Annotated in this window: 25 protein-coding genes; 16 read left to right on the forward strand and 9 right to left on the reverse strand. The window is 65.8% G+C overall.

Annotated features, from left to right (window positions below; translation table 11 throughout):
- Positions 1–183 precede the first annotated feature (183 nt).
- The 6 genes from CXY77_RS11925 to CXY77_RS11950 all read left to right on the forward strand — a co-directional run bounded on the left by CXY77_RS11925 (position 184) and on the right by CXY77_RS11950 (position 6041).
- The gene (locus CXY77_RS11925) at positions 184–411 is read left to right on the forward strand and encodes a zinc-binding dehydrogenase (RefSeq protein ID WP_104130114.1); all 228 of its coding nucleotides are present in this window, start codon (positions 184–186) and stop codon (positions 409–411) included.
- Between the two features lie 64 nt (positions 412–475).
- Complete coding sequence (locus CXY77_RS11930) at positions 476–1381, forward strand: phosphatase PAP2 family protein (RefSeq protein ID WP_140425708.1); 906 nt, start codon at positions 476–478, stop codon at positions 1379–1381.
- Between the two features lie 69 nt (positions 1382–1450).
- A complete protein-coding gene (locus tag CXY77_RS11935) occupies positions 1451–2656 on the forward strand; it encodes a type III polyketide synthase (protein WP_092338953.1) in 1206 nt (401 codons plus the stop codon).
- A complete protein-coding gene (locus CXY77_RS11940; protein ID WP_092338951.1) occupies positions 2657–3355 on the forward strand; it encodes a class I SAM-dependent methyltransferase in 699 nt (232 codons plus the stop codon).
- Positions 3355–4479: an NAD(P)/FAD-dependent oxidoreductase gene (locus tag CXY77_RS11945; RefSeq protein WP_104089711.1), complete on the forward strand. Its 1125-nt coding sequence runs from the start codon at positions 3355–3357 to the stop codon at positions 4477–4479. Before CXY77_RS11940 ends, CXY77_RS11945 begins: the two co-directional genes overlap by 1 nt.
- Positions 4480–4505: 26 nt before the next feature.
- Complete coding sequence (locus tag CXY77_RS11950; RefSeq protein WP_104089713.1) at positions 4506–6041, forward strand: methyltransferase; 1536 nt, start codon at positions 4506–4508, stop codon at positions 6039–6041.
- On the opposite strand, the gene CXY77_RS11955 is transcribed toward CXY77_RS11950, so the two are convergent.
- From CXY77_RS11955 to CXY77_RS11965, 3 genes are read right to left on the reverse strand one after another with little or no spacing between them, the layout of a single operon-like run.
- On the reverse strand, positions 6042–6824 hold the full coding sequence (locus CXY77_RS11955; protein ID WP_092338946.1) for a hypothetical protein: 783 nt from the start codon (positions 6822–6824) through the stop codon (positions 6042–6044).
- Complete coding sequence (locus tag CXY77_RS11960) at positions 6821–7750, reverse strand: ABC transporter ATP-binding protein (protein ID WP_092338944.1); 930 nt, start codon at positions 7748–7750, stop codon at positions 6821–6823. Before CXY77_RS11960 ends, CXY77_RS11955 begins: the two co-directional genes overlap by 4 nt.
- Positions 7747–8118: a GntR family transcriptional regulator gene (locus CXY77_RS11965; RefSeq protein ID WP_104130115.1), complete on the reverse strand. Its 372-nt coding sequence runs from the start codon at positions 8116–8118 to the stop codon at positions 7747–7749. Before CXY77_RS11965 ends, CXY77_RS11960 begins: the two co-directional genes overlap by 4 nt.
- Positions 8119–8263: 145 nt before the next feature.
- On the opposite strand from CXY77_RS11965, the gene CXY77_RS11970 reads away from it, so the two are divergent.
- Both CXY77_RS11970 and CXY77_RS11975 read left to right on the forward strand, forming a co-directional pair.
- Complete coding sequence (locus CXY77_RS11970) at positions 8264–9061, forward strand: SDR family NAD(P)-dependent oxidoreductase (RefSeq protein ID WP_104089718.1); 798 nt, start codon at positions 8264–8266, stop codon at positions 9059–9061.
- Between the two features lie 124 nt (positions 9062–9185).
- A complete protein-coding gene (locus tag CXY77_RS11975; protein WP_104089719.1) occupies positions 9186–10595 on the forward strand; it encodes an NAD(P)/FAD-dependent oxidoreductase in 1410 nt (469 codons plus the stop codon).
- Positions 10596–10612: 17 nt separating this feature from the next.
- On the opposite strand, the gene CXY77_RS11980 is transcribed toward CXY77_RS11975, so the two are convergent.
- From CXY77_RS11980 to CXY77_RS11990, 3 genes are all read right to left on the reverse strand, one after another.
- Positions 10613–11266 carry a Pr6Pr family membrane protein gene (locus CXY77_RS11980; RefSeq protein WP_092338937.1) on the reverse strand — a complete coding sequence of 218 codons (654 nt, stop codon included), beginning with the start codon at positions 11264–11266 and terminating at the stop codon, positions 10613–10615.
- Between the two features lie 72 nt (positions 11267–11338).
- The gene (locus tag CXY77_RS11985; RefSeq protein WP_104089721.1) at positions 11339–11608 is read right to left on the reverse strand and encodes an acylphosphatase; all 270 of its coding nucleotides are present in this window, start codon (positions 11606–11608) and stop codon (positions 11339–11341) included.
- 37 nt (positions 11609–11645) lie between these two features.
- Positions 11646–13235, reverse strand: a complete 1590-nt coding sequence (locus tag CXY77_RS11990) for a helix-turn-helix domain-containing protein (protein WP_104089722.1) — start codon at positions 13233–13235, stop codon at positions 11646–11648.
- A 101-nt stretch (positions 13236–13336) separates the two neighbouring features.
- Here CXY77_RS11990 and CXY77_RS11995 point away from each other — a divergent pair, with 101 nt between their 5' ends.
- Genes CXY77_RS11995 through rraA form a run of 6 tightly spaced genes read left to right on the forward strand, consistent with a single transcriptional unit; the run spans position 13337 to position 18591 of the window.
- Positions 13337–14239 (forward strand): chorismate synthase, encoded by a 903-nt coding sequence (locus CXY77_RS11995; RefSeq protein ID WP_104089724.1) that lies wholly within the window; start codon positions 13337–13339, stop codon positions 14237–14239.
- A complete protein-coding gene (menC, locus tag CXY77_RS12000; RefSeq protein ID WP_104089726.1) occupies positions 14236–15345 on the forward strand; it encodes an o-succinylbenzoate synthase in 1110 nt (369 codons plus the stop codon). The genes CXY77_RS11995 and menC overlap by 4 nt, the downstream gene beginning before the upstream one ends.
- Before the next feature lie 29 nt (positions 15346–15374).
- A complete protein-coding gene (locus CXY77_RS12005; protein WP_104089728.1) occupies positions 15375–16304 on the forward strand; it encodes an ABC transporter substrate-binding protein in 930 nt (309 codons plus the stop codon).
- Entirely contained in the window at positions 16304–17275 is a 972-nt protein-coding gene (locus CXY77_RS12010; RefSeq protein WP_104089730.1) for an amino acid ABC transporter permease, read from the forward strand. Before CXY77_RS12005 ends, CXY77_RS12010 begins: the two co-directional genes overlap by 1 nt.
- Positions 17272–18075, forward strand: coding sequence for an amino acid ABC transporter ATP-binding protein (locus CXY77_RS12015; protein WP_304466265.1), 804 nt, complete (start codon positions 17272–17274; stop codon positions 18073–18075). The genes CXY77_RS12010 and CXY77_RS12015 overlap by 4 nt, the downstream gene beginning before the upstream one ends.
- 48 nt (positions 18076–18123) lie before the next feature.
- Positions 18124–18591, forward strand: coding sequence for a ribonuclease E activity regulator RraA (gene rraA, locus CXY77_RS12020; protein WP_104089731.1), 468 nt, complete (start codon positions 18124–18126; stop codon positions 18589–18591).
- Positions 18592–18611: 20 nt separating this feature from the next.
- Here rraA and CXY77_RS12025 read toward each other — a convergent pair whose 3' ends face one another.
- Together CXY77_RS12025 and CXY77_RS12030 are read right to left on the reverse strand one after the other, a co-directional pair.
- A complete protein-coding gene (locus CXY77_RS12025; protein WP_104089733.1) occupies positions 18612–19184 on the reverse strand; it encodes a hypothetical protein in 573 nt (190 codons plus the stop codon).
- 153 nt (positions 19185–19337) lie between these two features.
- Positions 19338–20216 carry a hypothetical protein gene (locus tag CXY77_RS12030; protein ID WP_104089735.1) on the reverse strand — a complete coding sequence of 293 codons (879 nt, stop codon included), beginning with the start codon at positions 20214–20216 and terminating at the stop codon, positions 19338–19340.
- A gap of 432 nt (positions 20217–20648) precedes the next feature.
- Here CXY77_RS12030 and CXY77_RS12035 point away from each other — a divergent pair, with 432 nt between their 5' ends.
- A complete protein-coding gene (locus CXY77_RS12035; protein WP_104130116.1) occupies positions 20649–21278 on the forward strand; it encodes a nuclease-related domain-containing protein in 630 nt (209 codons plus the stop codon).
- A 76-nt stretch (positions 21279–21354) separates the two neighbouring features.
- Here the strand turns inward: CXY77_RS12035 and CXY77_RS12040 are convergent, their stop codons facing one another.
- Complete coding sequence (locus CXY77_RS12040; protein WP_104130117.1) at positions 21355–22008, reverse strand: hypothetical protein; 654 nt, start codon at positions 22006–22008, stop codon at positions 21355–21357.
- Between the two features lie 157 nt (positions 22009–22165).
- Between CXY77_RS12040 and CXY77_RS20665 the strand changes: the two genes are divergently transcribed.
- Positions 22166–23899, forward strand: a complete 1734-nt coding sequence (locus CXY77_RS20665; RefSeq protein WP_233197367.1) for a response regulator — start codon at positions 22166–22168, stop codon at positions 23897–23899.
- Positions 23900–23910 lie beyond the last annotated feature (11 nt).

The following is a 23910-nucleotide window of genomic DNA, read 5'->3' on the forward strand; positions in this document are numbered from 1 at the left end:
TTCGATCAGAAGTTCTTGAACAACCGGTGTACGCCACGCATCAATCGTGCAGCAATTGGGGTAAATGGGCGAGACAATTCGTGGTCGGTCGGTGACATACGAGCGGGCCTCTAGGCTGAGGCATGGCTCGATACGTACGCATTGACGAATTTGGTGAGCCAGAGGTGCTGAGCATCGTGCACGATGAGCAGCCGCAGGCCGGGCGCGGTGAGGTACGGGTGCGCGGGCGTAACCGAGGTGGGCGGACAGTTCGCGGACATCAACGACCTCGAGGCGCTGGCCACACTGATTGCGCACGGTGAGATCGTGCTGCCGATCGACCGGGTGTTCCCGCTCGATCAGGTGCAGGACGCCTACCGCCACCTCATGGCGGGCCACCTGCACGGCAAAGTCGTTCTCACTACCCGGTAGCGGGCCCCAGAAACCGCGTCTCCCAGAAACCGCGTCTCCCAGAAACACTGTGGCATGCTTGACCGTGCGCAATTGGTCCCCTCGAAACTCCCTGAAACAGGGTTCGCTCGGGTACGTCGCCGGGGCCGCGCTTACCACCGTGGCCTTCATCGGTCTCTACCTGTTCTTCGTGCGCAGCCACGCCGGCCAGGAAGCCGACCAGCTTGCCTATGACGGCGCCGAATTCGGCCGTCGCAGCATTACCTCGTTCACCGGTCGGATGCTGGACTCTGTTCCGGACATCGCCGTGGCATTCGGCGTGGTGCTGACCGCCGTCATCGCGCTCGTGCGCCGCAACTGGCGCACCCTCGTGGTTGCCCTGGTCGCGGCAGCGGCGGCGACTGCCTCGGCCCAACTGCTGAAGTATGGCATTCTGGCCCGTCCCGACCTCGCGGTCGAGGGCTACGCCGGAAACTCATTCCCGTCGGGGCATACGACGGTGGCGGCGGCATCCGCGCTGGTGGTCTTTCTGGTCGCGAGCCCGCGCATGCGCCCGATGGTCGCCGGGTGGGGCACCGCTTTCGCCGTGCTGGCCGGTGTGGCCACGCTTGCCAACCAGTGGCATCGGCCGAGCGACGTGATTGCAGCCCTGCTCTGGGTCGCATTCTGGGGGTGCCTCGCCGGGGCGGTGCTGGCCTGGCCGCGGGTAGGTGTCGTGCCGCAAACGGATGCTGCCGCCCCCAGCTCACGATGGCCAGCCTTTACCGGGCTGCGACAGTCGACGATTCGCGTGGTGCGCTGGCTGTCGATCGGGTGCGGGGCGATCTCCGCCGTGGCCTTCATCGTGACCCTCGTGCTGGACAGCAGCCTGTTCGAGCGCGTCGGTACGCTCGGCACCATCGTGGCCTACTTGGGCGGGGTTGCGGCCATCGTGACCGCCGGCCTGCTGCTCGCGCTGAGTGGAACTCGGCTGTTCGCTCGACTGCCCTAGATTCGCCAACGCCCTGAGATTCGGCCTCGGAGGGGTGTACTCAATCGAAACCACGTGCGAGACTAACTCATGGCCGTCACGTTGAGAGCGCTCCAGACCGTAGTTCCCCCGACGATTCTGATCCAGGAGCAGGTGCGCGACATTTTCGCCGCCCAGCCCGGACTCAGCCGACTGGCACAACGGCTGGTCAGCACTAGTTTCAACGTGTCGGGTATTGAAACCCGACATACCGTGATTGCCGAGCTCACCCTCGACAACGATTCGGCCGATCCGCAGTTCTTCGATGCGCGGCAGCAACTTCTGCTGGTGCCGAGTACCCGGGTGCGTAACGAGCTCTACATCACGGAAGCCACCAAACTCTTCGTCGAGGCTGGCCGCCGGGCGCTCGCCGCCTGCCCCGACATTCGCCCGGAAGATGTGACCCACGTCGTCACAGTCTCCTGCACCGGGTTCTACGCCCCCGGCCCCGACTACATGCTCGTGCGCGAACTCGGCTTGAATGCCAGCACCCAGCGCTACCACCTCGGATTCATGGGCTGCTACGCCTCCATGCCTGCCCTCCGCACCGCGAAGCAGTTCGTCGAGGCCGACCCGAATGCGGTCGTACTCGTGGTCAGCGCCGAACTCTGCTCGCTGCACCTGCGCACCTCGAGCGACCCGGACACCATCGTCGCCTCCTCGCTGTTCTCCGACGGCGCGGCCGCCGGTATCGTCAGCTCCCGGGCACCGCTGCCCGGCGAGAAAGCCCTCGGTCTCGACCTGTTCGAAACGGTCATCACCCCGGTCGGTGAGGGCGACATGGCCTGGAAAATCGGCGATGAGGGCTTCGAAATGATTCTGAGCACCTACGTTCCGCACATCATCGACGAACACATCGAGAGTGCCCTCGCGCCCCTGTTTGCCCGCGACGCGTCGATCACCCGGCAGCTCGTGGCCGTCCCTTGTGAAGCGGATGCAGCGGCCAGCGCGGCCCCGGTCCTCACCCTCGCGCCGCCGGCCACGCTGAGCTCGGTGATCGAGCACTGGGCGATCCACCCCGGTGGTCGGAGCATTCTCGACAAGACCGAGGCCAAACTCGGACTCCGCCCCGACCAGCTGCTGCCTTCGCGTGAGACGCTGCGCACCAACGGCAATATGAGCAGCGCGACCATTCTCTTCGTCATGAAGGCAATTCTCGACGGCCCAGCCACCGCCGACGGTGAACGGGTCTGCGCCATGGCGTTCGGCCCCGGTCTCACCGTGGAGTCCGGCCTGATGACCGTGATCGAGGGCTGAATGGCCCTTCCGTCACTGCGCGTGCGGGCGCATGGGGCCGTGGAGATCATGGATTCTCCGCTGTGCGACCCGGCCATGCTCACGCGCACGTACCAGAATTTTCAGGTGGTCAATGCGGTCGTGTCGGGCTGGCCGGGGATCTATCGCCGCAGCATCCGCCCGACCCTGTCCACCACGACCGAAACGACGCTGCTCGACGTCGGCTCCGGCGGTGGCGATGTCTCGCGATCGCTGGCCCGCTGGGCAGTGCGCGACGGACTGCGGCTCACCGTGACCGGCATCGATCCGGATGCCCGTGCGCACGTCTTCGCGACCAGCCAGCCGAAGATCGCCGGCCTCTCGTTTCGCCGGGCGCTCAGCTCCGACCTCGTCGCAGAGGGCGCGCGCTTCGACTTCGTGGTGTCCAATCACGTGCTGCACCATCTGAGCGTGGACGAGCTGAAGGGGCTGCTCGTGGACTCGGAGGATCTCGCTCGCGTGCGCGTGCTGCACGCCGATCTGGAGCGTTCCAACTACGCGTACCTCGGGTTCGCGGCGGCGACCTGGCCGTTCTTTCGGCATTCCTATATTCGCCCGGACGGGCTCACTTCGATTCAACGCAGCTACACGGCCGTCGAGCTGCGGGCGGCGGTGCCCGCTGGGTGGACGGTGTCGCGCGGCCTGCCGTCGCGGCTCGTGCTGGGCTGGGATGCGGCCTGATGCGTGACGTCGTCATCGTGGGTGGCGGCCCGGTCGGCACCATGCTCGCCTGCGTACTCGCCGTCGGCGGGCTCGACGTTGAGGTGCTGGAGCAGCGCGAGACGCCGTCCCTCCGGTCGCGGGCGATCGGCATTCACCCGCCGTCGCTGGCCGCCCTCGCCGCCATCGGCATCACCGACGCCCTGCTCGAGCGGGCCGTGCGCATTCGCACGGGAGAGGTGCGCTGCGATTCGCGCCGGCTCGGGCAGATGTCGTTCGAGAAGGTCGCGCCGGCGTATCCGTTCGTGGTCGCCCTGCCGCAATACGAGACGGAGGCGCTGCTGCGCGATCGGTTCGAGCAACTCCGCCCAGGCCTGTATCGCAGCGGCGTGACCGTGTCCGGGGTGCAAGACCGCGGTGACGCCCTGAAACTCACGACCGACGCCGGCCCGATCGATACCCGCTACGTGATCGGCGCGGACGGCGCGCGCAGCCGCGTGCGTCAGGCGGCAGGCATCGCCTGGCGGCAGCTCGGCCGCGGTGAAACGTATCTCATGGGTGACTTCGCCGATCCTGACCCGAGAGATACCGGCGCGGTGCTCTACTTCGAGCGCGGCGGCGTGGTCGAGTCGTTTCCGCTGCCCGGCGATCGGCGTCGGTGGGTGGCGATGACCGATTTTCTCGCAACGGATGCCGACAGCGCCGACTTCGCCGCGCTCATCCGTCACCGAACAGGAGTCAGCGTTGCCCAGCCGCTCGGGGCTGTCAGCGCCTTCGCCGTGCAGCAGCGGCTCGCGGGGAGCATGTGCACGGGCCGCGTGGTGCTGATCGGCGATGCGGCGCACCAGATCAGCCCGATCGGTGGGCAGGGCATGAACCTCGGCTGGCTCGACGCCGTGGCCCTCGCGCCGGCGGTGCAGCGGGCGCTGCTCGAACCGTCAGCGGCGGCATCCGTTTTGGCCCGCTACGACCGCACGCGCCGCCGCGCCGCCCGGCGAGCGGCCCTGCAAGCCGGATTCAACATGCAGATGGGCCGGCCAGCCCACGGTCTGCGACTCGGCGTTCGCAACGCCGTCGTGCGCGGTCTCACGCTGCCGCCGGCCAACGAACTGGTGGTCCGGGCGTTCACCATGCGTTGGTTGTGACCGCGCGCATCGAGTTGAATAGAACCGTGACTCCTGCAACTCTCGTTCCCCGCCTCCGCACCGACCTCGCGGCCGCTCATTTCTCGGTTCCTGGCCTGACCGGACTGTGGGGCATAGAAGCGGATGCCGCCCTCCGCCGCAACCAGCGGGTTCCGGCCCAGCGGGCGCTCGCCACGCTCGCCGTCAAACTGGGGCGGAATGAGCCCGCCGCGACGCTGGCTCGGCTGTTTCTGTTCGGAGACGCGGTTCCGCGTGTCGATCTCGATGCCGCGCTGCCGACACTCGGGGCAGCCGGTGCTGAACGACTCGGGCTCGTGGCCGCCGTCGATGCGCTCGTGCGCCCGCTCGTCGACCTCCGTCCGTACAGCTTCATTGACGCGCACGGGGCCGGCAGCTGGTGGATCGTGAGCGATCTGGGGGAGCTGGCGCTCGGGCATCCGCTCGGCGAAAGTCACGTTCTCGGCATCGGCGGCGCCTCGCGCACCCTGAGCGGGCTCATGATGCCGCGCGCGGTTGAGCGGGCGCTCGACATCGGCACCGGCTGCGGAATCCAGGCCATGCACGCTTCCCGGCACGCCGAGCATGTCGTCGCGACCGACATCTCGGTGCGTGCGCTCGAGCTCGCGGCGCTGAACGCCGAGCTCAACCAGATCGACAACATCGAGTTTCGGTTCGGCAGCCTGTTCGAGCCGGTGGCGGGGGAGCGGTTCGACCACATCATCTCGAACCCGCCGTTCGTGATCACCCCGCGGACCGAGGGAGTGCCGAGCTACGAGTACCGCGACGGCGGAATGGTCGGTGATGCCCTGGTCGAGGCTGTTGTGCGCGGCGCCGCCAACCACCTCACGCCCGGCGGAGTTGTTCAGCTGCTCGGAAACTGGGAATACTTCGGTGAAACGGATGCCTTCGAGCGCCTTGAGCGCTGGCTCACGCCGGGTGCCCTCGACGCGTGGATCATCGAGCGCGAGGTGCAGACGCCGGGCGAGTATGCCGAGACCTGGATCCGCGACGGCGGCACCCGCCCCGGTCCCGATTTCGACCGGCTGTACAAGGCCTGGCTGAACGACTTCGAGGCGCGCGGAGTGGGTCGGGTCGGCTTCGGCTACCTGCTGCTGCGCCTGCCGGAAACCGCATCCACCCGGGGCACCGCTCCCGGCCTGCGTCGCCTCGAGCGCCTGCCCGATGCCCTGGGCCACAACCCGGCCGGGCTCGGCGCGCACCTCGCCGAGTGTCTCGCCGCGCACGACTGGCAGGCGGCAACGGATGATGCGCGCCTGTTGCGCACAAATCTCACCGTGGCCTCCGACGTCACCGAAGAGCGCCACTACTGGCCAGGACAGCAGGATCCGACGCTCATGACCCTGCACCAGGGCAGCGGATTCGGCCGCTCGTTGCCGCTCGACACCGCCCTGGCCGGGCTGGTCGGTGCCTGCGACGGTGAGCTCGCCGTCGGCGCCATCATCGGAGCCCTCGCCCAGCTGCTCGACGCGGACGAGCCAGCGCTGACCGCCGAGCTGCTGCCCAAGGTGCGCGCCCTTTTAGTCGATGGCTTCCTGAAGTAGCTAGTTCTTGGGGGTCGCGCGGCGCAGAGCCAGGAAGCCGCCGAATCCGGCGACCGCTGCGGGCAGAAGCAGCCAGGCGAAGATGCCGCCGATTCCCTGGGCGCCGAACCAGATAGCAACTGCCGGCCAGTTGCTCGTGAAGGTGATGATCGTGACCGCGCCGACGATGGCCAGGGCCAGCGAGCTCCAGAACACGAGCATGCCGGGCATGCGCCAGCGCATATAGATGGTCGCGATCGACGCCCCGATGAAGAACACGAGCAGCTGCATCACGAAGAACGAGAAAAGGTCAACCCAGAACCCGTCGATGCCGAGCCAGAGCGCGTTGAACATATAGGTGTCGATGAACCACCCCTCGGTTAGCTGTTCGAGCTGGGTCAGCAGGGCGAACGCGAGGGCGTTGGCGGCCGAGATCAGTAGGAACAGCAGCGCTGTTCCGAGGTAGAAGTCCCGGCGGGTGACGCCGAAACCGAGCGCGAGCGGAAACCCGAAGGAGATGGCCTGCACGCCCACGACAACCAGGTACCACTGCGGTGAGAGCACGGCCCAGCTGTAGCGCTGGCCCTCGATGGCGTCGGGGGTGCCGAGTCCGCCGGTCGTGAAACCGACGATCTGGGCGATGAAGATGGTGATCACGAAGGCCATGCCCACTATGAGCCACGGGATACCGATGTAGGTTCGGCGGTCGATGAGGTGCAACCGCACCACGTTCCAGATGCGGGCCGGCGCGCTCCGCGGGTGAACGGATGCCGCGGTGCCGGTCAGCGAATCGGTGACGGTCATGAGTGTGTGCTCCAGGCGTCGGTCTTGCTCTCGGTTTCATCAAGGGTTGCGCTGCCGGTGGTGCTCGTGGTGCGCTGCACGATCAGCTGCTGCAGCGACACGGGCGAGAGCTCGAGTCCGGCGGCGCGCGCGGCGGCCCGTTCGGCCTCGCCGAGGCCGGCCACGGTCACCGAGGCGAGCCCGCCGATACCATCTCGGGAAATAATGTCGCGGCCGGCAACGAAAGCGTCGACATCCGTTTTCTTGCCGACCACGGTGCTGGCTGAGCCGCGCAGCTGCTCGGCGTCCTGGTCCATGAGGATACGGCCCTCGTCGATCACGAGAACGTGCTCGAGCAGGTTGCTGACCTCGTCAATGAGGTGTGTCGAGAGCATGATGGTGCGCGGATACTCGGCGTAGTCCTCGAGCAGGCGATCGTAGAAGATCTGCCGCGCGACCGCATCGAGTCCAAGGTAGGGCTCATCGAAGAAGGTGAGCGGCGCGCGCGAGGCGAGCCCCACAATCACGCCGACCGCCGAGAGCTGACCACGGGAGAGTTTCTTGATCGGACGGTTGAGCGGCAGCCGAAAATCCTCCACCAGACGGGCGGCGAAGGCGTCGTCCCAGTTCGCGAAAAACCACGGAGCGCTCGCGAAGACGTGTTGGGGCCGAAAACTGTCCGGATATCTCTGGCTTTCCTTGATGAAACACAGCGACTGCAACACCCGCGCGTTCTCAACGGGGGAGGCGCCGAACACCTCGAGGGTGCCGCTGGTGGCGAACTGCTGTCCGGTGAGCAGCTGCATCAGGGTAGTCTTGCCGGCGCCGTTGCGGCCGAGCAGACCATAGATCTTGTTGCGTTCGACCGTGAAACTCACGTCGTCGATAGCGGTGAAGGCGCCGAACTTCTTGGTGAGGCCGGCGACGCGCACAGCGGTGTCAGTCATGAGTTACTGCCCTTTCTCGATTCAATGTTGATCATTCCGGCCACCTGTTCCGGGGTGATGCCGAGCTTGGCGGCTTCACTGAGCAGGGGGCCGACGAAGTTGGCCCGAAACTGTTCGGTGCGGGCGACGACCAGTCGTTGCCGAGCTCCGGTTGCTACAAACATTCCTATTCCTCGCCTCTTGTAGAGAATGCCGTCTTCGACCAGACGGTTGACGCCCTTGCCAGCGGTCGCCGGATTGATGCGGTGAAAGGCCGCGAATTCGTTGGTCGACGCAACGGATGTTTCTTCCTCAATGACGCCATCGATGATGTCGTTCTCGATCTGCTCCGCGATCTGCACGAAGATCGGTTTGCCCGCTTCGATCAAGGACTGCCTGCTTTCAGTGGATGCTGCTGCCCGATTCCCAGCCCCCGCCGGTTCACTGGTTAGTTGGTCATGTGACTAACTAACTACCTTGAGAGGAAAATGTCAACCGGCACAGTCTGCGGTGAGAGGGCACTAACCTGACGCCATGACTCCCGCAACCGCGCTCCCGGCCGCCTTCGACCTCGGCGGGCACACCGCACTCATCACCGGGGCGGGCAGCGCCACCGGTATCGGCTTCGCCGCAGCACGGATGCTGGGTGAACTCGGTTGCCGGGTGATCCTCACGGGCACGACGGCGCGGGTGCACGACCGTGCGCGCGAACTGACGGCACACGGACTCGATGCGAGCGGAATCGTCTGTGCCCTCGACTCGGCCGTCGGTACCGAGGGACTGCGGGTGGCGCTCGCCGCGACCGGGAGCGAGCCGACGATTCTCGTGAACAACGCGGGCATGGTCGCGGTCGGCGACGCCGAGATGGGTCACGGAGATATCCTGACCAGTCCGGCCGAGTGGGAACACGGCCTCGCCATCAATCTGTCCACAGCATTTCATGCCACTCGCACGGTGATCGGGTTCATGCGCGCGGCCGGATGGGGTCGCATCGTGATGGTGTCGAGCGTGAGCGGGTCGATCATGGCCAGCCGCAATGATGTCGCCTACGCCGCAGCGAAGGCCGGGCTGGTCGGGCTGGTGCGGGCGCTCGCAGTGGACGAGGCCGAAGTGGGCATCACGGCGAACGCCGTCGCGCCCGGCTGGATCTCGACCGGTTCCCAGCTCACGAGCGAGGCTCTGGAGGGTGCGCTGGTTCCGGCCGGCCGAAGCGGCACGCCGGGGGAAGTCGCATCCGTCATCGCGTTTCTTGCCTCGCCAGGAGCCGCCTACGTCACCGGGCAGGTGATCGTCGTCGACGGCGGTAACTCCGTGGCCGAGGAGCGCCGGTAACCAGCGGCTCTCGAGAAGAAAATGTCAAGCGGCACGGTCTGCGGTAGTTTGGTCTCATGACTGGCGCCGTACTGAAGCACTGCGGGCGCGCGCCCGGGATCCGCCGTTCTAAAGCAGACCGATCGTGAAGCGGCGCACTTTTCTGCTCGGCACAGCGTCGGGTTTTTCCGTGTTGGCTCTCGCCGCGTGCGTGTCCCCGGCGCCGGTTCCGACGACATCCCCGGCGCCAACCACGCTCACCCCCTCGCTGGTTCCGCAGCCGCTCACGGTCTCCAGAACCAACTGGTCGGCCGACCCTTTCTCCCGCGGATCCTTCAGCTACGCCAGCGTCGGTGCCACCCCAGAGCACCGAACAGCCCTCGGCCAGGCCGTCGATGCCCGAGTGTTCTTCGCTGGCGAAGCGACCGCGGCCGATGAGCCCGGCACTGTGCAGGGTGCCCGCGCTTCTGGTCTGCTGGCGGCCAGCCAGGTGCGGGATGTCGCGGCTCCGGGGGAACGTATCACGATTGTCGGTGCCGGAATTGCCGGGATAACGGCGGCCCGTCAACTCGTCAACGATGGCTTCAACGTGGTCGTGATTGAGGCGCGCGACCGCATCGGTGGGCGCATCGACACAGTCAGCGACGACTGGCCCTTTCCGATCGAACGTGGTCCCTCGTTCGTACACAACACCTCGGATAATTTTTTGGACGACGAGCTCACGGCGCTCGGGGTGAAGCTGCTGCCGTTCGTGCGCACGCCCGAGGTGCGAACCCGAGCCGGGGCGATCGTCGAGGTGTCACCACTCGGCACTCAGGCCGTGGCCGGAGCCCTCAGCTGGGCAGCCAATCAGCAGCAGGATGTCTCGGTTGAACGTGCCCTGGTCGATTCGGGCGAAGCAAGTCTGTCGAAGACCCCGAACGCCGATGGCCTCTCGGATGCCGACTGGCTCGAGTACGAGATCGCCACGAAACTCAAGGTTGAGACCGGGGCCACACCGAGCCAGCAATCGGCCTGGTACACGACCGACATCGCGAGCACCGACGACGACCAGCTCGTTGTGGGCGGCTACTCCACCCTGCTCGCCAGTGACGCCGAAGGCCTCGAAATGCTGCTCTCGAGCGTGGTCAATCGCGTGGCCCACGACGACGACGGCGTGAGCCTGCGCCTTGGTACCGGCGAGTCGCTGTCCGCCGATCGGGTGATCGTGACCGTGCCACTCGGTGTGCTGAAGAACGCGGCCATCGAATTCTCGCCGGCGCTGCCATTCGCCCACCGCGGTGCCATCGGCGCGCTCGGCATGGGCGTGGTCGACAAGGTCTGGTTGCGGTTCGACGTGCCGTTCTGGGATACCTCCGCCCGCCTCTGGACCATCGTCGGCGAAGACGCCGACTTCCCGGTCTGGATCAACATGATGCCGCTGACCGGCGATCCCGTTCTAATGGGTCTGGTCGCAGCCGAAAACGCGACCCGGCTGAGCGAGCTCGACGACGACGACTTTCTCGCGGCGGCGCTCACCGCGCTCGAGCCGTTCCTGGCGGTACCCGACCCGTAGTAGTGCAGCTGAACAGCTCAGGGGCGCCAGTACGCAAGTCGGTGGTGCGGCATCCGCTTGAGCCTTGTGATCCAGGTGAGCAGGGCCGCAATGCTCGTGATGATCACCACGATGATCAGGCAGTAGAACACGGTCTCGCCGGGGCCGCTCACCTGGCGGGCGTCGAGAAAGAAGTACGGGTACCAGCCCACGATGGGCCCGCGTAACAGGGTGAAGACCAGCCAGAACACCGGAAAGACGATGGCCCAGCCGAGATATCTCCACGGCAGGCGGGCCTTGAACGGGTCGACGATCCAGTCGATGAGGGCCAAGACCGGAATAACGAAGTGCAGCAGCTGGCTCGACCAGGGCACCTCGATGGAATAGTTCGCGCTCGACGACTGCCAGACGATGATGCCGTAGACGACTCCGGAGACCAGAATGTAGGTCGTCACCATCGCTCGCAACATGTCGAGCCAGGCCGGGTCGGTCGATCGCCGCAATGCGACACTCGCGGCGGTCAGAAAGACGAACATCGATGCGATGGCGCTCTGCACCGTGAAGTAGCTGAAGAAGTTCGCGATGGCGAAGGTAGTCACGCCGAGGGTGTACTGAAAGTAGCCGATGAGGGCCACGAGTTCGACCGCGGTCAGGCCGAGGCGCGCCACACCGAACGCGGTGCGCGCTTTCATTCCCGTACCCCGGCGGGGCTCGTGCGCGCGGTCATAGGCTAACGCTACGCCAGCGCCGGGCAGCCCCCGACCTCAACCGGTGATCTGAAACTCGCTCTCGCCGGTTGCCGCGACGTCACTCACCTCGAGGGCGGTCACGACGGCATACCGCGGGCCGGTTTCCAGCCAGTGCAGCATGCGCGCAACGGATGCCTCCCGCCCCTCGATTTCGAGTTCCACCGACCCGTCCGGCCGGTTCCGAATGTACCCGACCAGCCCGAGGTGCAGCGCTTGGGCCCGGGCATGGTAACGAAACCCGACGCCCTGCACCTCGCCGCGGGCGAGCACTCGTTTGCGAATCACCTGACTATTGTGCCCCGGTGGGCGGCCTGCACAACAGCTAATCGACCACGCGCAGGCTTAGCCATAGCATGAGCGTGTCGTCAGCGTGGTCGAGGTTGATACCGAACAGCTCATGCACCCGCCGCAAGCGGTAGCGCAATGTGTTCTGGTGCACCGACAGCAATGCGGCCGTTCTGGCCGAGTCTCGCCCGCAATCAAGGTAGGTACGCAGGGTCGCGGCATAGTCGGTACCTGAGCGGGCATCAAGGTCGAGCACAGCCTGTGCCGAGTACGAAAACAGCCGTGGGGTGTCGCGAAGAACTTGCCCAAGTTCGAGCAGGCTGAGCTGACTGCGCACATCGCGCGCACTGGTCACCGGCCCGTGCGCCGCATCGTTCGCCATGATCAGCAATACGAGGTCGGCATCGCGGCGTGACCGAGCGATCTGACCGACGCTGGCTACCTGCGAGCCGACGGACGCGCGTACCGGCACGCGCAGACTGGCCGCTGCCCGATCGGCCAATCGTGCGGCGGACGCCTCCACTCTCGTAGTCTCGCTGCCCACGCCGCTGAAGACGGCGTACACCGTGTTACCGATCAGCACACACTCGGTCCCGGATTGGTGTGCCTGGCAAGCCATCGCGACAAGGTCCGCCAGCCGGTCCAGACGCAGTTCGTGGCCCTCGATGCGGGGCGATATCGCGAGTACGGTGAATGGCCCGGCGCGATCAAGACCCAGTTGGCGCACCACCAGAAGGGCATCTTCGCCTCCCTCCAGCAGACGCCGCAGCAACTCCGAGCGTTGTTGCTTGGCGAGGTCGGCAGCGCTCCGGGCGCGCAACAAGTGAAGGGCGGCGATGTCGGCGGCGCGTTCAAGGGCGCCGGCAGCATCCGCGTCGAGGACGCCGGATGCCTCGACCACCCAGATCGAGCCAAGTGCCTGTGTGCCGGCGCGCACAGCGACCGCAAGGCGGTCGAGTGCCGGTGGCACGCCGGCAATACGCAGGGCGCCGGGAGCTCGAAATAGAGCCGCATACTGTTCGGCATTCTCCGGCAGGTCGGGCACCTGACGGCCGAGGATACCCTCGCGCCGGTCCTCATCGATGGGCTGACCCGGCAGAGTGGAATAGGCCAATATATTCTGTTGCAGATTCTCGATCGAAGTCGCGCCGCCGATCGACGCGGCAATCGCATTTGCCAGCGCGAAGAGATCGCCCACAACCAGAGTCACCGGTGAGGTGCCGGCTTCGGAGGCCGTGCTGAGGGCAGCATTGATGAGCGCCTCCAGCTGTCGCCATTCGATCTCGTCGTCTACAACCAGCAGCGCAATATCGAGGTCGTCGGCCAGCGTTGCCAGCGGCTGTACGTCCTGCGCGAGCGCCTTCACGACCACCGCACCAAAACCAATCCGGGCTGCGTCACGCAGGACCTCCACGGACTCCGGCGCGCCCGGATGCACCCCGATGGCCAGCAGAATGCCGCTCCGTGGCCCGGTCGGCGGCATCCACCGATCGAACAGGGTCGGGCTCGTCAACGGCAGCCACCGCGAAACCCTTGCCGAAGCGCTGCGCAGCCCGGAACCATTCAGAATGCCGAGTAGCTCGGACAGCGCGATCCCATCGGGCTCGCGCTTTGGGCCGTCCTCCATGGGCTCAACCTACCGGTGATAGTGCTGTACGACAAACAATTGCTATATCATTCGTGCTGCACGCTAAAGCCTTGGTCGGGTCGACTGGCAACACTTAAGCCATGTTGATCAACATCCCCACTCGCAGCGCCGGAATCCGCGAGCCCAGCCCCCTGGTCTGCCAAGCGCAGTTGGCCGCTTCGCGGGCGGCGAACGTGGCCGCGGTGCGGGTCGTAGATGAGACTTCGATGCAGCGCCACCGTGACATAGCGGACTTACTCATTCGAGTCTGGGGCACCTCACAGCACGGGCCCCCGATTCCAGCCGACCTGCTTCGCAGCATCGGCCATGCCGGATGTAACGTCACGGCCGCCTATAACCGCGAAGGCCTGCTCTGCGGCGCCGCTGCGGCCATCGTCTCTCCCGATGTCCCCTCGATGTACTCGCTCATCGCCGGGGTATTGCCGGGCCTCGGCGACGCCGGCGTCGGGTTTGCACTGAAACAGCACCAGCGCGCCTGGGCGCTTACCCGGGGGCTCACCACCATGACGTGGACCTTCGACCCCCTGGTCAGCCGCAATGCCCGTTTCAATCTCACCAAACTCGGCGCCCACGCCAGCGAATATGTCGAGAATTTCTACGGCGAGATGGATGACGAAATCAACGCGCACGATGAAAGCGACCGTCTCGTCGCGCTCTGGCTGCTCGAATCGCCCGAAACGTTGGTGTGCAGCGAGGGGACCCCTGCGCTCGTCGAACTGCCCGACTTCACAGCGGATGCCGTATGTGGCACAGGCCCGGACGGCCAGCCGGTCCTGGTCGAGCTCGGCCACGACCTCTGGTGCCGCGTCCCGACCGACATCGTCGCCCTCCGCGCAGAGGATCCGGTTCTGGCAGCGGCCTGGCGTACCGGCACCCGCGCCATCTTCCAAAACGCCTTCTCCGAGGGGTATACGGCGACAGCGATGACCCGCACCGGCTGGTATCTACTACAGCCCTCAGAACACAAAGGACACCACGAATGAAGATTGAAAACATCGAGCTCCGCCGAGTGCACCTGCCGCTGGTGACCCCATTTCGAACGTCTTTCGGTACCTCGACCGAACGTGAGACAACGCTGGTACGAGTGACCACGGCCAATGCCGAAGGCTGGGCCGAATGCGCCTCAGAACCCGACCCGCTCTATAGCTCTGAATTTCTCGACGCCGCCGACCTCGTCATTCGGGACCATCTGGTTCCCCGGCTGCAGGCCCTCGGTGACCGGCTCACAGCCGAACGCGTCGCCACCGCCCTCGAACCGGTCAAGGGCCACATGATGAGCAAGGCCGTGCTCGAAACGGCCATTCTCGACGCCCAACTCAAGGAAACCGGGGTGTCCTTCGGCAATTACCTGGGCGCCGTCAATGACACGGTTCCGGCCGGAGTGTCGGTGGGCATCATGGACTCGATCCCCGAGCTGCTCGACGCGGTCGCCGGCTACCTCGCCGAGGGCTACCTGCGCATTAAACTGAAGATCGAACCCGGCTGGGACCTCGCTCCGGTCCGCGCAGTGCGCGAACGATTCGGCCCCGACATTCTGCTGCAGGTCGACGCGAACACCGCATACACCCTCGCCGATGCCCGCCAACTCGCCCGGCTCGACCCCTTCGACCTGCTGTTGATGGAACAGCCGATGAAGGAAGACGATCTGCTCGGCCACGCCAAACTGGCCAGGCTCATCACGACGCCGATCTGTCTCGACGAGTCGATCGAGTCTGCTTGCGACGCCGCGACGGCAATCACACTCGGAGCCTGCAGCATTATCAACGTGAAACCGGCCAGGGTCGGTGGCTACCTCGAAGCCCGACGCATCCACGACGTCGCCGCAGCACACGGCGTGCCGGTCTGGTGTGGCGGCATGCTCGAAACGGGCATCGGACGCGCGGCGAACGTGGCCCTCGCCGGACTGCCGAACTTCGTGCTGCCGGGCGATACCTCGGCCTCGAACCGGTACTACGCGCGCGACCTGACGGTACCGTTTGTTCTCGAGAACGGGCACCTTCGACTCCCCACCGGCCCTGGCATCGGTGTCGAAGTGCTGCCAGACGTGCTCGCGGACGTCACCGCGTCGACCACCAACATCCGCTTCTAAACATCACGCCGAGCAGTCTGGAGAAAACCATGAATCACACGCAGCGCCGCAGAGCCCCCTGGCTGGTTCTCGCCTCGATTGGCGTTGTCGCAACGCTCTCCTTGGCCGGGTGCGGAGCCAGCAGCGACCCGGAACCGGCCAACACACCCAATGCCGCTGAGATCGACGCGGCAGCCGCTGCGGCCTTGCCGACGAAATACAAGGACGCCGGGGTGATCAAGGTGGCCTCCGACATTCCGTTCCCGCCCATGGAAATGTTCGACGAAAACCAGAACCTCACCGGTTTCGACTACGACCTCGCGCAGGCGATCGGAGCCAAACTCGGTGTCACGATGGAGCTGCAGACGCAGGCCTTCGACAGCATTATTCCGTCGCTGCAGTCCGGTAAACACGATGTGATCATGTCGGGCATGAATGACACGTTGGAACGCCAGGCCACGCTCGACTTCGTCGACTACTTCCACGCCGGGTTCTCCATTCTGGTTCTGGCTGGAAACCCCGAAAAGATCACGACCGTTCTCGACCTGTGTGGCCAGAATGTGGCGGTGCAAAAGGCCACGGTGCAGGCCGAGATTCTGCACGGCTACGACGAGGAATGCACGAAGAGCGGTTCGACCGCGATGAAGATCGCCGAACTGCCCCTGGAGACGGATGTTCAGACTGCGGTTCGATCGGGCAAGGCCGTCGCCGATGTGGTTGATTCCGCTGTCGCCGCCTACGCCGCGCAGACGGCAGGTGATGGCACGATGTTCGAGGTCGTTCGCGACAGTGCGAACCCGGCCGGTTATAACCCCGTCTATACCGGTATCGGCGTGCTCAAGAAGGACTCGGAATTGACCAAAGCCCTGCTGCTCGCGCTGCAGTCTGTCATGGACGACGGCAGCTACCAGCAGATTCTCGACAAGTACGACATGGGCGACTACGCGGCCGACCAGGCCGGCATCAACCTCGGTTCCTGATGGCGCCGACAACGCTGAGCCGACGCGCGAGCCAGTTGCAGCCGGCTGTCCTTGACTCTGACGATATCGTCGCCGTACCACTGCGTCACCCGTGGCGCTGGGTCGTTGCAGCCATCCTGCTGGGCGGTGGAGTCAGCCTCGGCGTGTCGTTGTGGGGCAACGGAAACGTTCACCACCCAACGATCAGCGAGTTCATCTTCAACCAGCGCATCCTCAGCGGAGTGCTGCTCACGCTCGTGCTCACGGTCGTCGCCATGCTGATATCGACACTGCTCGGAGTCTTGCTGGCGGTCATGCGCCTCTCCAACAACCCGGTGATGACCGTGCTGGCCTGGATGTACGTCTGGGTGTTTCGCGGTACGCCGCTGCTCATTCAGATCGTGTTGTGGGGATATCTGGGGCTTCTCTATTCCCAGATATCGCTCGGTGTGCCGTTCACCGATTTCACCCTGTTCTCTATCGACACCAACACGCTCATCCCGGCATTCACCGCCGGGCTGCTCGCCCTCACGCTCAATCAGGCCGCGTACTCGGCCGAAATCGTGCGTGCCGGCATGCTCTCGGTCGACGAAGGCCAGTATGAGGCCGCGTACTCGGTGGGAATGAGCCCCACCTTCACCCTGTTCAAGGTGGTGCTTCCACAGGCCATGCGGGTGATCATCCCGCCGATGGGCAACGAGACCATCTCGATGCTCAAAAACACCTCGCTGCTTTCGGTGATCGCTGTGCTTGAGCTGTACACGGTCGCCACCCAGATCTCCTCGCAGAACCTGCGACAGGTTGAACTGCTCGTCGTCGTCAGCTGCTGGTACCTGTTCCTCACCTCGGTGCTGTCCATTCCGCAGTACTACCTCGAGCGTCATTACGGGCGCGGCAACGCACGTACCCTGCCGCCGACGCCGCTCGCACGGGTGTGGAAGATACTGCGTCCAGTTCCTCGTCCCACCACCAACAGAGCGGATGCCCCGTGACCGACCGCGAGCGCGTACCTGACCCGACGGCATCCGCTCATCAACCGTTGCTGAGCGCCCGCAAAGTGCGTAAGAGCTTTGGCGGCGTCGAGGTGCTCAAGGGCATCTCCCTCGATGTTGCGGCCGGTCAGGTGATGTGTCTGCTCGGGCCGTCGGGGTCGGGCAAAAGCACGTTTCTGCGCTGCATCAACCACCTGGAACGTATCGACGGCGGTCGCATCTCCGTCGACGGCGAACTCGTCGGTTACGCCGCTCGGCACGGCCGCATCTTCGAGATGAACCGCCGCGAGGTCGCCAAACAACGCCGGGGTATTGGCATGGTCTTTCAACGCTTCAACCTGTTTCCGCACATGACCGCCCTCGAGAACATCACGGCGGCGCCGATCGGCGTACGAGGCGTGCCGAAACCCGCCGCCCTGTCGCGAGGCCGCGCGCTTCTCGACCGGGTCGGCCTGGCCGACCTCGCGCAGTCCTACCCCGCCCAACTCTCCGGCGGCCAGCAGCAGCGCGTCGCGATCGCCCGCGCCCTCGCGATGGATCCGAAGTTGCTCTTGTTCGACGAGCCGACCAGCGCCCTCGACCCCGAACTGGTCGGTGATGTGCTCGACGTCATGCGCGCCCTCGCGGCCGACGGCATGACGATGGTCGTGGTCACCCACGAGATCGGCTTCGCCCGCGGCGCCGCCGACGAGGTCGTCTTCATGGACGCCGGAATCGTTGTGGAGAGCGGCCCTCCGACCAGGGTGCTCGACAATCCACAGAACCCGCGCACCCAGGCCTTCCTCGACAGCGTCATGTAGGCCGCGCGCCCGGGCCTACTCTGGAAGCAACGAAACCCTGGAGGAACAATGACCGTATTGACCGCCGATTTGTACGACGAGCGTGGCGACGAGCTGCAATCCGTACCCCTGCAGTTTCAGACAATCGGCGGGCGAACCCGCTTCAGCGGCCCGATCCGCACGGTCACCTGCTTCGAAGACAACGCCCTGCTCAAGTCCATCCTGTCCACGCCCGGTGACGGTGCCGTGCTCGTCATCGATGGCGGCGGCTCCCTCAACTCGGCCCTCATGGGTGACATGATCGCCGACCTCGCGGTCGCGAACGGCTGGTCCGGCGCCATCATCAACGGCGCGGTGCGTGACCGGGTCGCCATCGGCGCCCTCGACCTCGGCGTGAAAGCCCTCGGCAGCAATCCGCGCAAGAGTTCCAAGACCGGCTCGGGCACAGCGGATACCGTGGTCGAGTTCGCCGGTGTGACCTTCACGCCCGGGCGCACCGTCTACTGCGACGAAGACGGGATTCTGGTCGAACGCTAACCGTTGATCGAGTACGGCTGTTACTGCTGAACGTCGTCGATGCGCACGACGACGAAGTTGGCGTCGAGCTCGACGTCGCGGTCGCTGCCGTTGTCGAGGGTGACCTCAACCTCGTAGACGTGGTCCCAGTCGTCGTCCCGGTCGAAGTCGGTCACGCGCCCGCTGCCGATCGCAGCGAGGGCTGCGGCTTCGGCGCTCGAGCGCTCGCTGGCAGCCTGGTCGGCGGCGCTCGTGTCGGTCGCCGCGCTCGGTGCCGATGAGCTGTTGTTCGACGAGTTGTTCGAGTTGTCATTGTCGAAGTCGCCGACCCAGACCACGTCGAAGGCGTCGTTGAGTTCCACGTCGACCGTGGTGCCGTTCTCGAGGCGCACCTCGAGGTCGTAGGCGCTGCCGCCGTCATCGTTGCGCGCCGCGCTCGTCACGGTGCCGGGGCCAACTTCGGCCAGGGCTGCGTTACTCGCACGGTCGAGCGTCTCGCCGGAGAGGGGGCCATCGTTATCGCCGATATCGCTGACGGCCAGGGCAATACCTGCGCCGCTCAACACGAGTACGACGCCGATGGCGCTGGCGATGAGAATATTCTTCTTGTTCATGGTACAGGTGCCTTACGTCGGTGCCCCCAGGCGAAGGGGACCGAAAAGGCCATGCCTAAGTTGCTTAGCTTCAGCATAATCGAAGGAATATACGTCCCCTAATGGTCGCGCGCACGCTCAGGTAATTCACTGGTTGAGAGAGCGACCGATCGGTCAGAGGCGATTCAACGCATCCGTTGCGGCAAACTGATCGAGAACGGCCCGCACTTGAATCGACGCCTCGGTGCGCCCCGATCGTACGTCGGGAATGCGCAGAGCCGGCAGCTCGCTCGGCGTCGGAAAATTCGTGTAGGAGTCGCGCATGAACTGATCGAGGCGCTCGCCCACCTTCGGATCCTCGGTCCACAACCGCGGCAGCCGGGCTGGCTCGGTGAGGGGATCGAACCCGAGCAGGGCCACCCGGTTAGCGAATCCGGCTGTGAGGTCGGAGTCGTCGGTGGGTAGCGGGCGAGCCATTCGTGCTCCGGCGAAGACCACTCCGGCACCGAGCAGGAGCCAGGCGACGGGCAGAATAGCCTGCATGCTGACTTCACCGCCGGTGAGCAGAACAAAGAAGTAGGCGAAGACCCAGACCACGGGCGACAGCAACATGAGGGCAATTCCACCTCGACGAATGGATCGCGAGCGCTTCGACCGGAGCGTGGTTGTGCCGGCCTGGCTGGCGGCGAGGGCCTCCTGCTCTGCCGGCGAGATAACTTGGCTGGCATCAAACCGCCAGGCGGCCAGGATGGCCTCGTCGCGAGCTGCGATAGCCTGGCTCAGCAGGGACGCCCGCGGGGCCCAATCGCAGTATCTCTGACCGTCTGGTGATTGCACCCACAACCGATAGTTGATGTGGCGTTGCTCACTGACACCTTGCCAGGTGGCATAGGACGTTGCCGAAGCCGCTGCGGTCGCCCGGGCAGTCGTTGTGAACGGAGTTTGGAGTCCCTCCGGCTGTTCCGGGGAGGTGCTGGCATTGAATGCGGCGACGGCGGCCGTCGCCGCGGCCTGCGTATTGGTGACCGCGCGCGACAGATCATTGTCGATCATGAATTTCCCCCGGTCATTTCTACGACCAACGGCAACATGCCGGGCTGGTCGTGCCGTGGGGTTGCTGTCGAACAACCGGGCAATGTCATCGTGGCACAACTCATTCGGTAAAAGTCCAGCCAAGCCGATGCCACCCCCGTACTGGGGTGAACAAAGCCGTCCCAGTGCGATAAATCAGGCATCTGACCCGCGCGCAAGCTCCCGATCGGGGGCTGCTGGGGCTGGCCGTCCGACGGCTAAGTTCAAACACCCGAAGAGGAGAACCGTGACCATCGATGCTTCCATAATGCGACAGCGTTGCCCTGCGCAGTCGATCATAGAAGTGCTCCTGCTTGAGCAACGCCTGGTTGCGCCCCGCAGCCCGGTGCAACGCCTGGTCGGTCGCCGCTCGGCGCGGACAGCGCGCGCTGCTTCGACGCCGCTCGCGCTGAAATTGCCGTGGGGCTGGCTCTGGCCGAACTGCCCCGGGAATGGATCGTCTTCCACTCCCTGCCGGTGGGTGAGCGCGGCGCCGACGTCGATCACCTCGTGATCGGGCCGGGCGGGGTATTTGCCCTGCACTCCGACCGTCAGGCGCGCAAGTCGGTACTGGTCGCCGGGCGCAGTGTGCTGGTCGGTGCCCGCAAGATTCCCTATATAAGGGCGGCCGAATTCGAGGAGGTCAGCCTCACCACTCTGCTGTCCGAGCGGATTCCGCACGCCGCGTCGGTGCACGGAGTGGTCGTGCTCTTCGATACCAAGAGCGTGACGGTGAAGGCCCAACCGTCGCGGGTAAAAGTGATCGAGGCGGCCGATCTGTGCGCCTGGCTGCAGGGGCTCCCTCCGGTGCTTGCCCCCCTCGACCGCTTGAAAATTTCCGGGTTCGTCGAGAACCCCGCGCTCTGGCAGGCCCTCGTAGCGTTGGAACCGGCTGAGATTCTGCAGCGCTTCGGCGAGCTTGAGTCAGAAGTGGCGCGGGCGCGTCGTACCCGCCTGCTGTGGTTGCCGCTCGGAATGGTTCTCACGACGCTCGGGGCCCTGGAAATGCTGCTGACGTTGCCGCGGCTCGTCAGCGCGCTCTAACCCGCGCGGCACGGCACGGCAGAAGCCGCTCGGCGCCGCACAATGCACGGAGTCGAGCGGCTTCTGCTCGTGCTTGTTAGGAGGTCGGTGCGGTCGGGGCATCCGTCGGCGGGTGCGGTGCGACGGGTGCGGTGCCGTCATCGGTTTCCCGCGGGCCGCCCTGGGCCGGGCCGCTTCCGGGACCGTCCTCGCCGCCGGGGCGGCCCGCTCCGGGCTCCGTGGCCGAGTCGCCATCGGCTTCGGCGCCGGGACCGTTGGAGATGCTGGAGTTATTCGAGGCCAATTCGGCGTTCGAACCCACGCTGGTGCCAATGCCGAAACCGATCCCGGCGCCAACGAGAAGCAGCGCAGCCGCGGCGGCGCTTCCGATGAGAACGGGCTTGCGGTACCAGGATCCTCCCGTCTTCTTCTTCGGGGCGGCCGGGTCGTACGGCGCGTTCGGCATGGCGTAGCCGTTCGCGGCGGCCGCGAACGGAAGGGTCGCGTGCGCCTCGCTGGCCAGCGGCTGCCCGGCGTTCGGCACATCGTGCAGCGGAACCGTCGCGTTCGAATCAAACGGCAGGGTGGACTGAGCGTCATAGGGCGGGCTCGACTGCGAGTCGACGGCTTCGGTCGCGGCCGTTTCGTCCTGTGCGGCCGCAGCTGTTTCGGGCGTTGAACCCTCCGAGGCGCTGGACGACGGGTTCGGGTCGTTCGGGTCGGTGGGCTGGGAATCGTTGGTGCGGGTCATAATTTCTCCTACGCGTGAGCTAGTGGATGCCCACTCGGGGCTTCTCTCTTTTTCAGCCTCGGGGGCGAATCTGAAGACGAACTGAATCTTGCCGGGGGTCGCCAAACGGTCAGCAGGAGCATAGTAAACGCTCAGCTTGGCCCCGCACTGTTAGAGCGTGCCCACCGAACCTGCCCGCGTTCTCGTCGTCGAAGACGAGGAGACGCTGCGCAGAGCGATCGGCCAGGCGCTCGTTCAGGCCGGTTTCGTCGTCGATACCGCGCCCGACGGTGAGAACTTCGCCGAGCGCATCGCCAGATTCCGGCCCGATGCCACGGTGCTCGACATTATGCTGCCCGGCGAGAATGGGCTGCACCTGGCCCAGCGGCTGCGGGCTGCCGGCAACACACCCGTGCTCTTCGTGACCGCGCGTGACGCGGTCGACGATCGGCTTGCCGCGTTTCAGGCCGGCGCCGACGACTACATCATGAAGCCCTTCGTACTGGCCGAGCTCGCGGCACGGGTGACCGCCGTGCTCCGCCGCACCGGACGCCTGGTCTCCCCGACCATGCAGGTCGGCGACCTCGTCATTGACGAAGAGGCCGCGACCGCCACACGGGCGGGTGTGCTGGTCGACCTGACCGCCACGGAGCGCCGCCTGCTCACCTACCTCGCCCACAACCGCGGACGCACCCTCTCCAAGACCCAGATCCTCACCCAGGTCTGGGGTTACGACGACTACGACCCCAACCTGGTCGAGGCCTACGTGAGCACCCTCCGCCGAAAACTCGACGCAACGGTCCGCGCCTCATCCACACCGTGCGGGGGATCGGCTACCGCCTCACCGCCTGACCGGCACCGATACCAGCGGATGCCGTCTGCTCGTCGCGCACGCGGCATCCGTTTCCCTTCTACGAAAGTACGCCCGATGCGCACCACCTCACTGCGACTGCGAGTCGTCGCCGCAGTTCTGGCGATGCTCACGATTGTGCTGGTGGCGGTCGGTATTCTGATCAACCTCGTGCTCGGCGGTCAGCTGCGCGCCGACCTGCAGCAGCGGCTGATCGACCGGGCCGGGTACGCGCAGATTCTGGCCGAGCAGGGCCTGGAGGCGCAGAGCCTGGCGAACCGGCTCACCGGCGACGACGTCACCGTGACCTACTCGGTCGGCGGCGACACGGTCTACGGGCGGGCCGACCCCACTCCCGGCGCCGACCGTGGCCCTGGCATGCCGCCGCACGCCGAATCAGTGCCGGGCGCCGTCGTCACCCAGAGCGGCGACCGACTCTCGGTCACCCAGACCGTCGCCGGCGGAACCCTCACCCTCAGCTCGAGTGAGGCCGGCATCGACGCGGTGCTGGTGCAGATGCGCACGATCGAGGTCGTGGCCGGCCTGCTCACCATCGTCGTGACCTGGCTGTTGCTGACCGGTGTGGTCGGAGTCGCGCTGCGTCCACTCACCCGCATGACGTCTCGCACGAGCTGCGCACCCCCGCCGCCGGTCTACAGGCCAGCGCGGAGACCCTGCTGCGTGACAACCCGCCTCGCGCCGAGCGGGAAAGCCTCACGGTTGGCGCAGGTTGCGACCAACCTGCTCGGGAACGCGCGCAACGCCACCGAGGTGGGCGGCAGCATCCGCACCTATCTGGCCGTTGTTGACGGCGCGGTGCAGCTGACGGTGAGCGACTCTGGAGCCGGTGTGCCCGAGGCCGACCGCGAGCGCATCTTCGAACGTTTTGTGCGCCTCGACCCGTCGCGGGCGAGTAACCGCGGTGGTTCCGGCCTCGGTCTGTCGATTGCCCGAGCTCTCGCCAGGGCGCACGGCGGAACCCTCGAGTGCCTGGGCCCGATCGCGACCCCTGGCGCGCTGGCCGGTGCTCGTTTCGCATTGACGCTGCCGCGCGCCGACTGAACAGACTCGGC

Origin of the sequence: Cryobacterium sp. N21, assembly GCF_002929575.1 — a bacterium.
In the GTDB taxonomy this organism is placed as follows: domain Bacteria; phylum Actinomycetota; class Actinomycetes; order Actinomycetales; family Microbacteriaceae; genus Cryobacterium; species Cryobacterium flavum.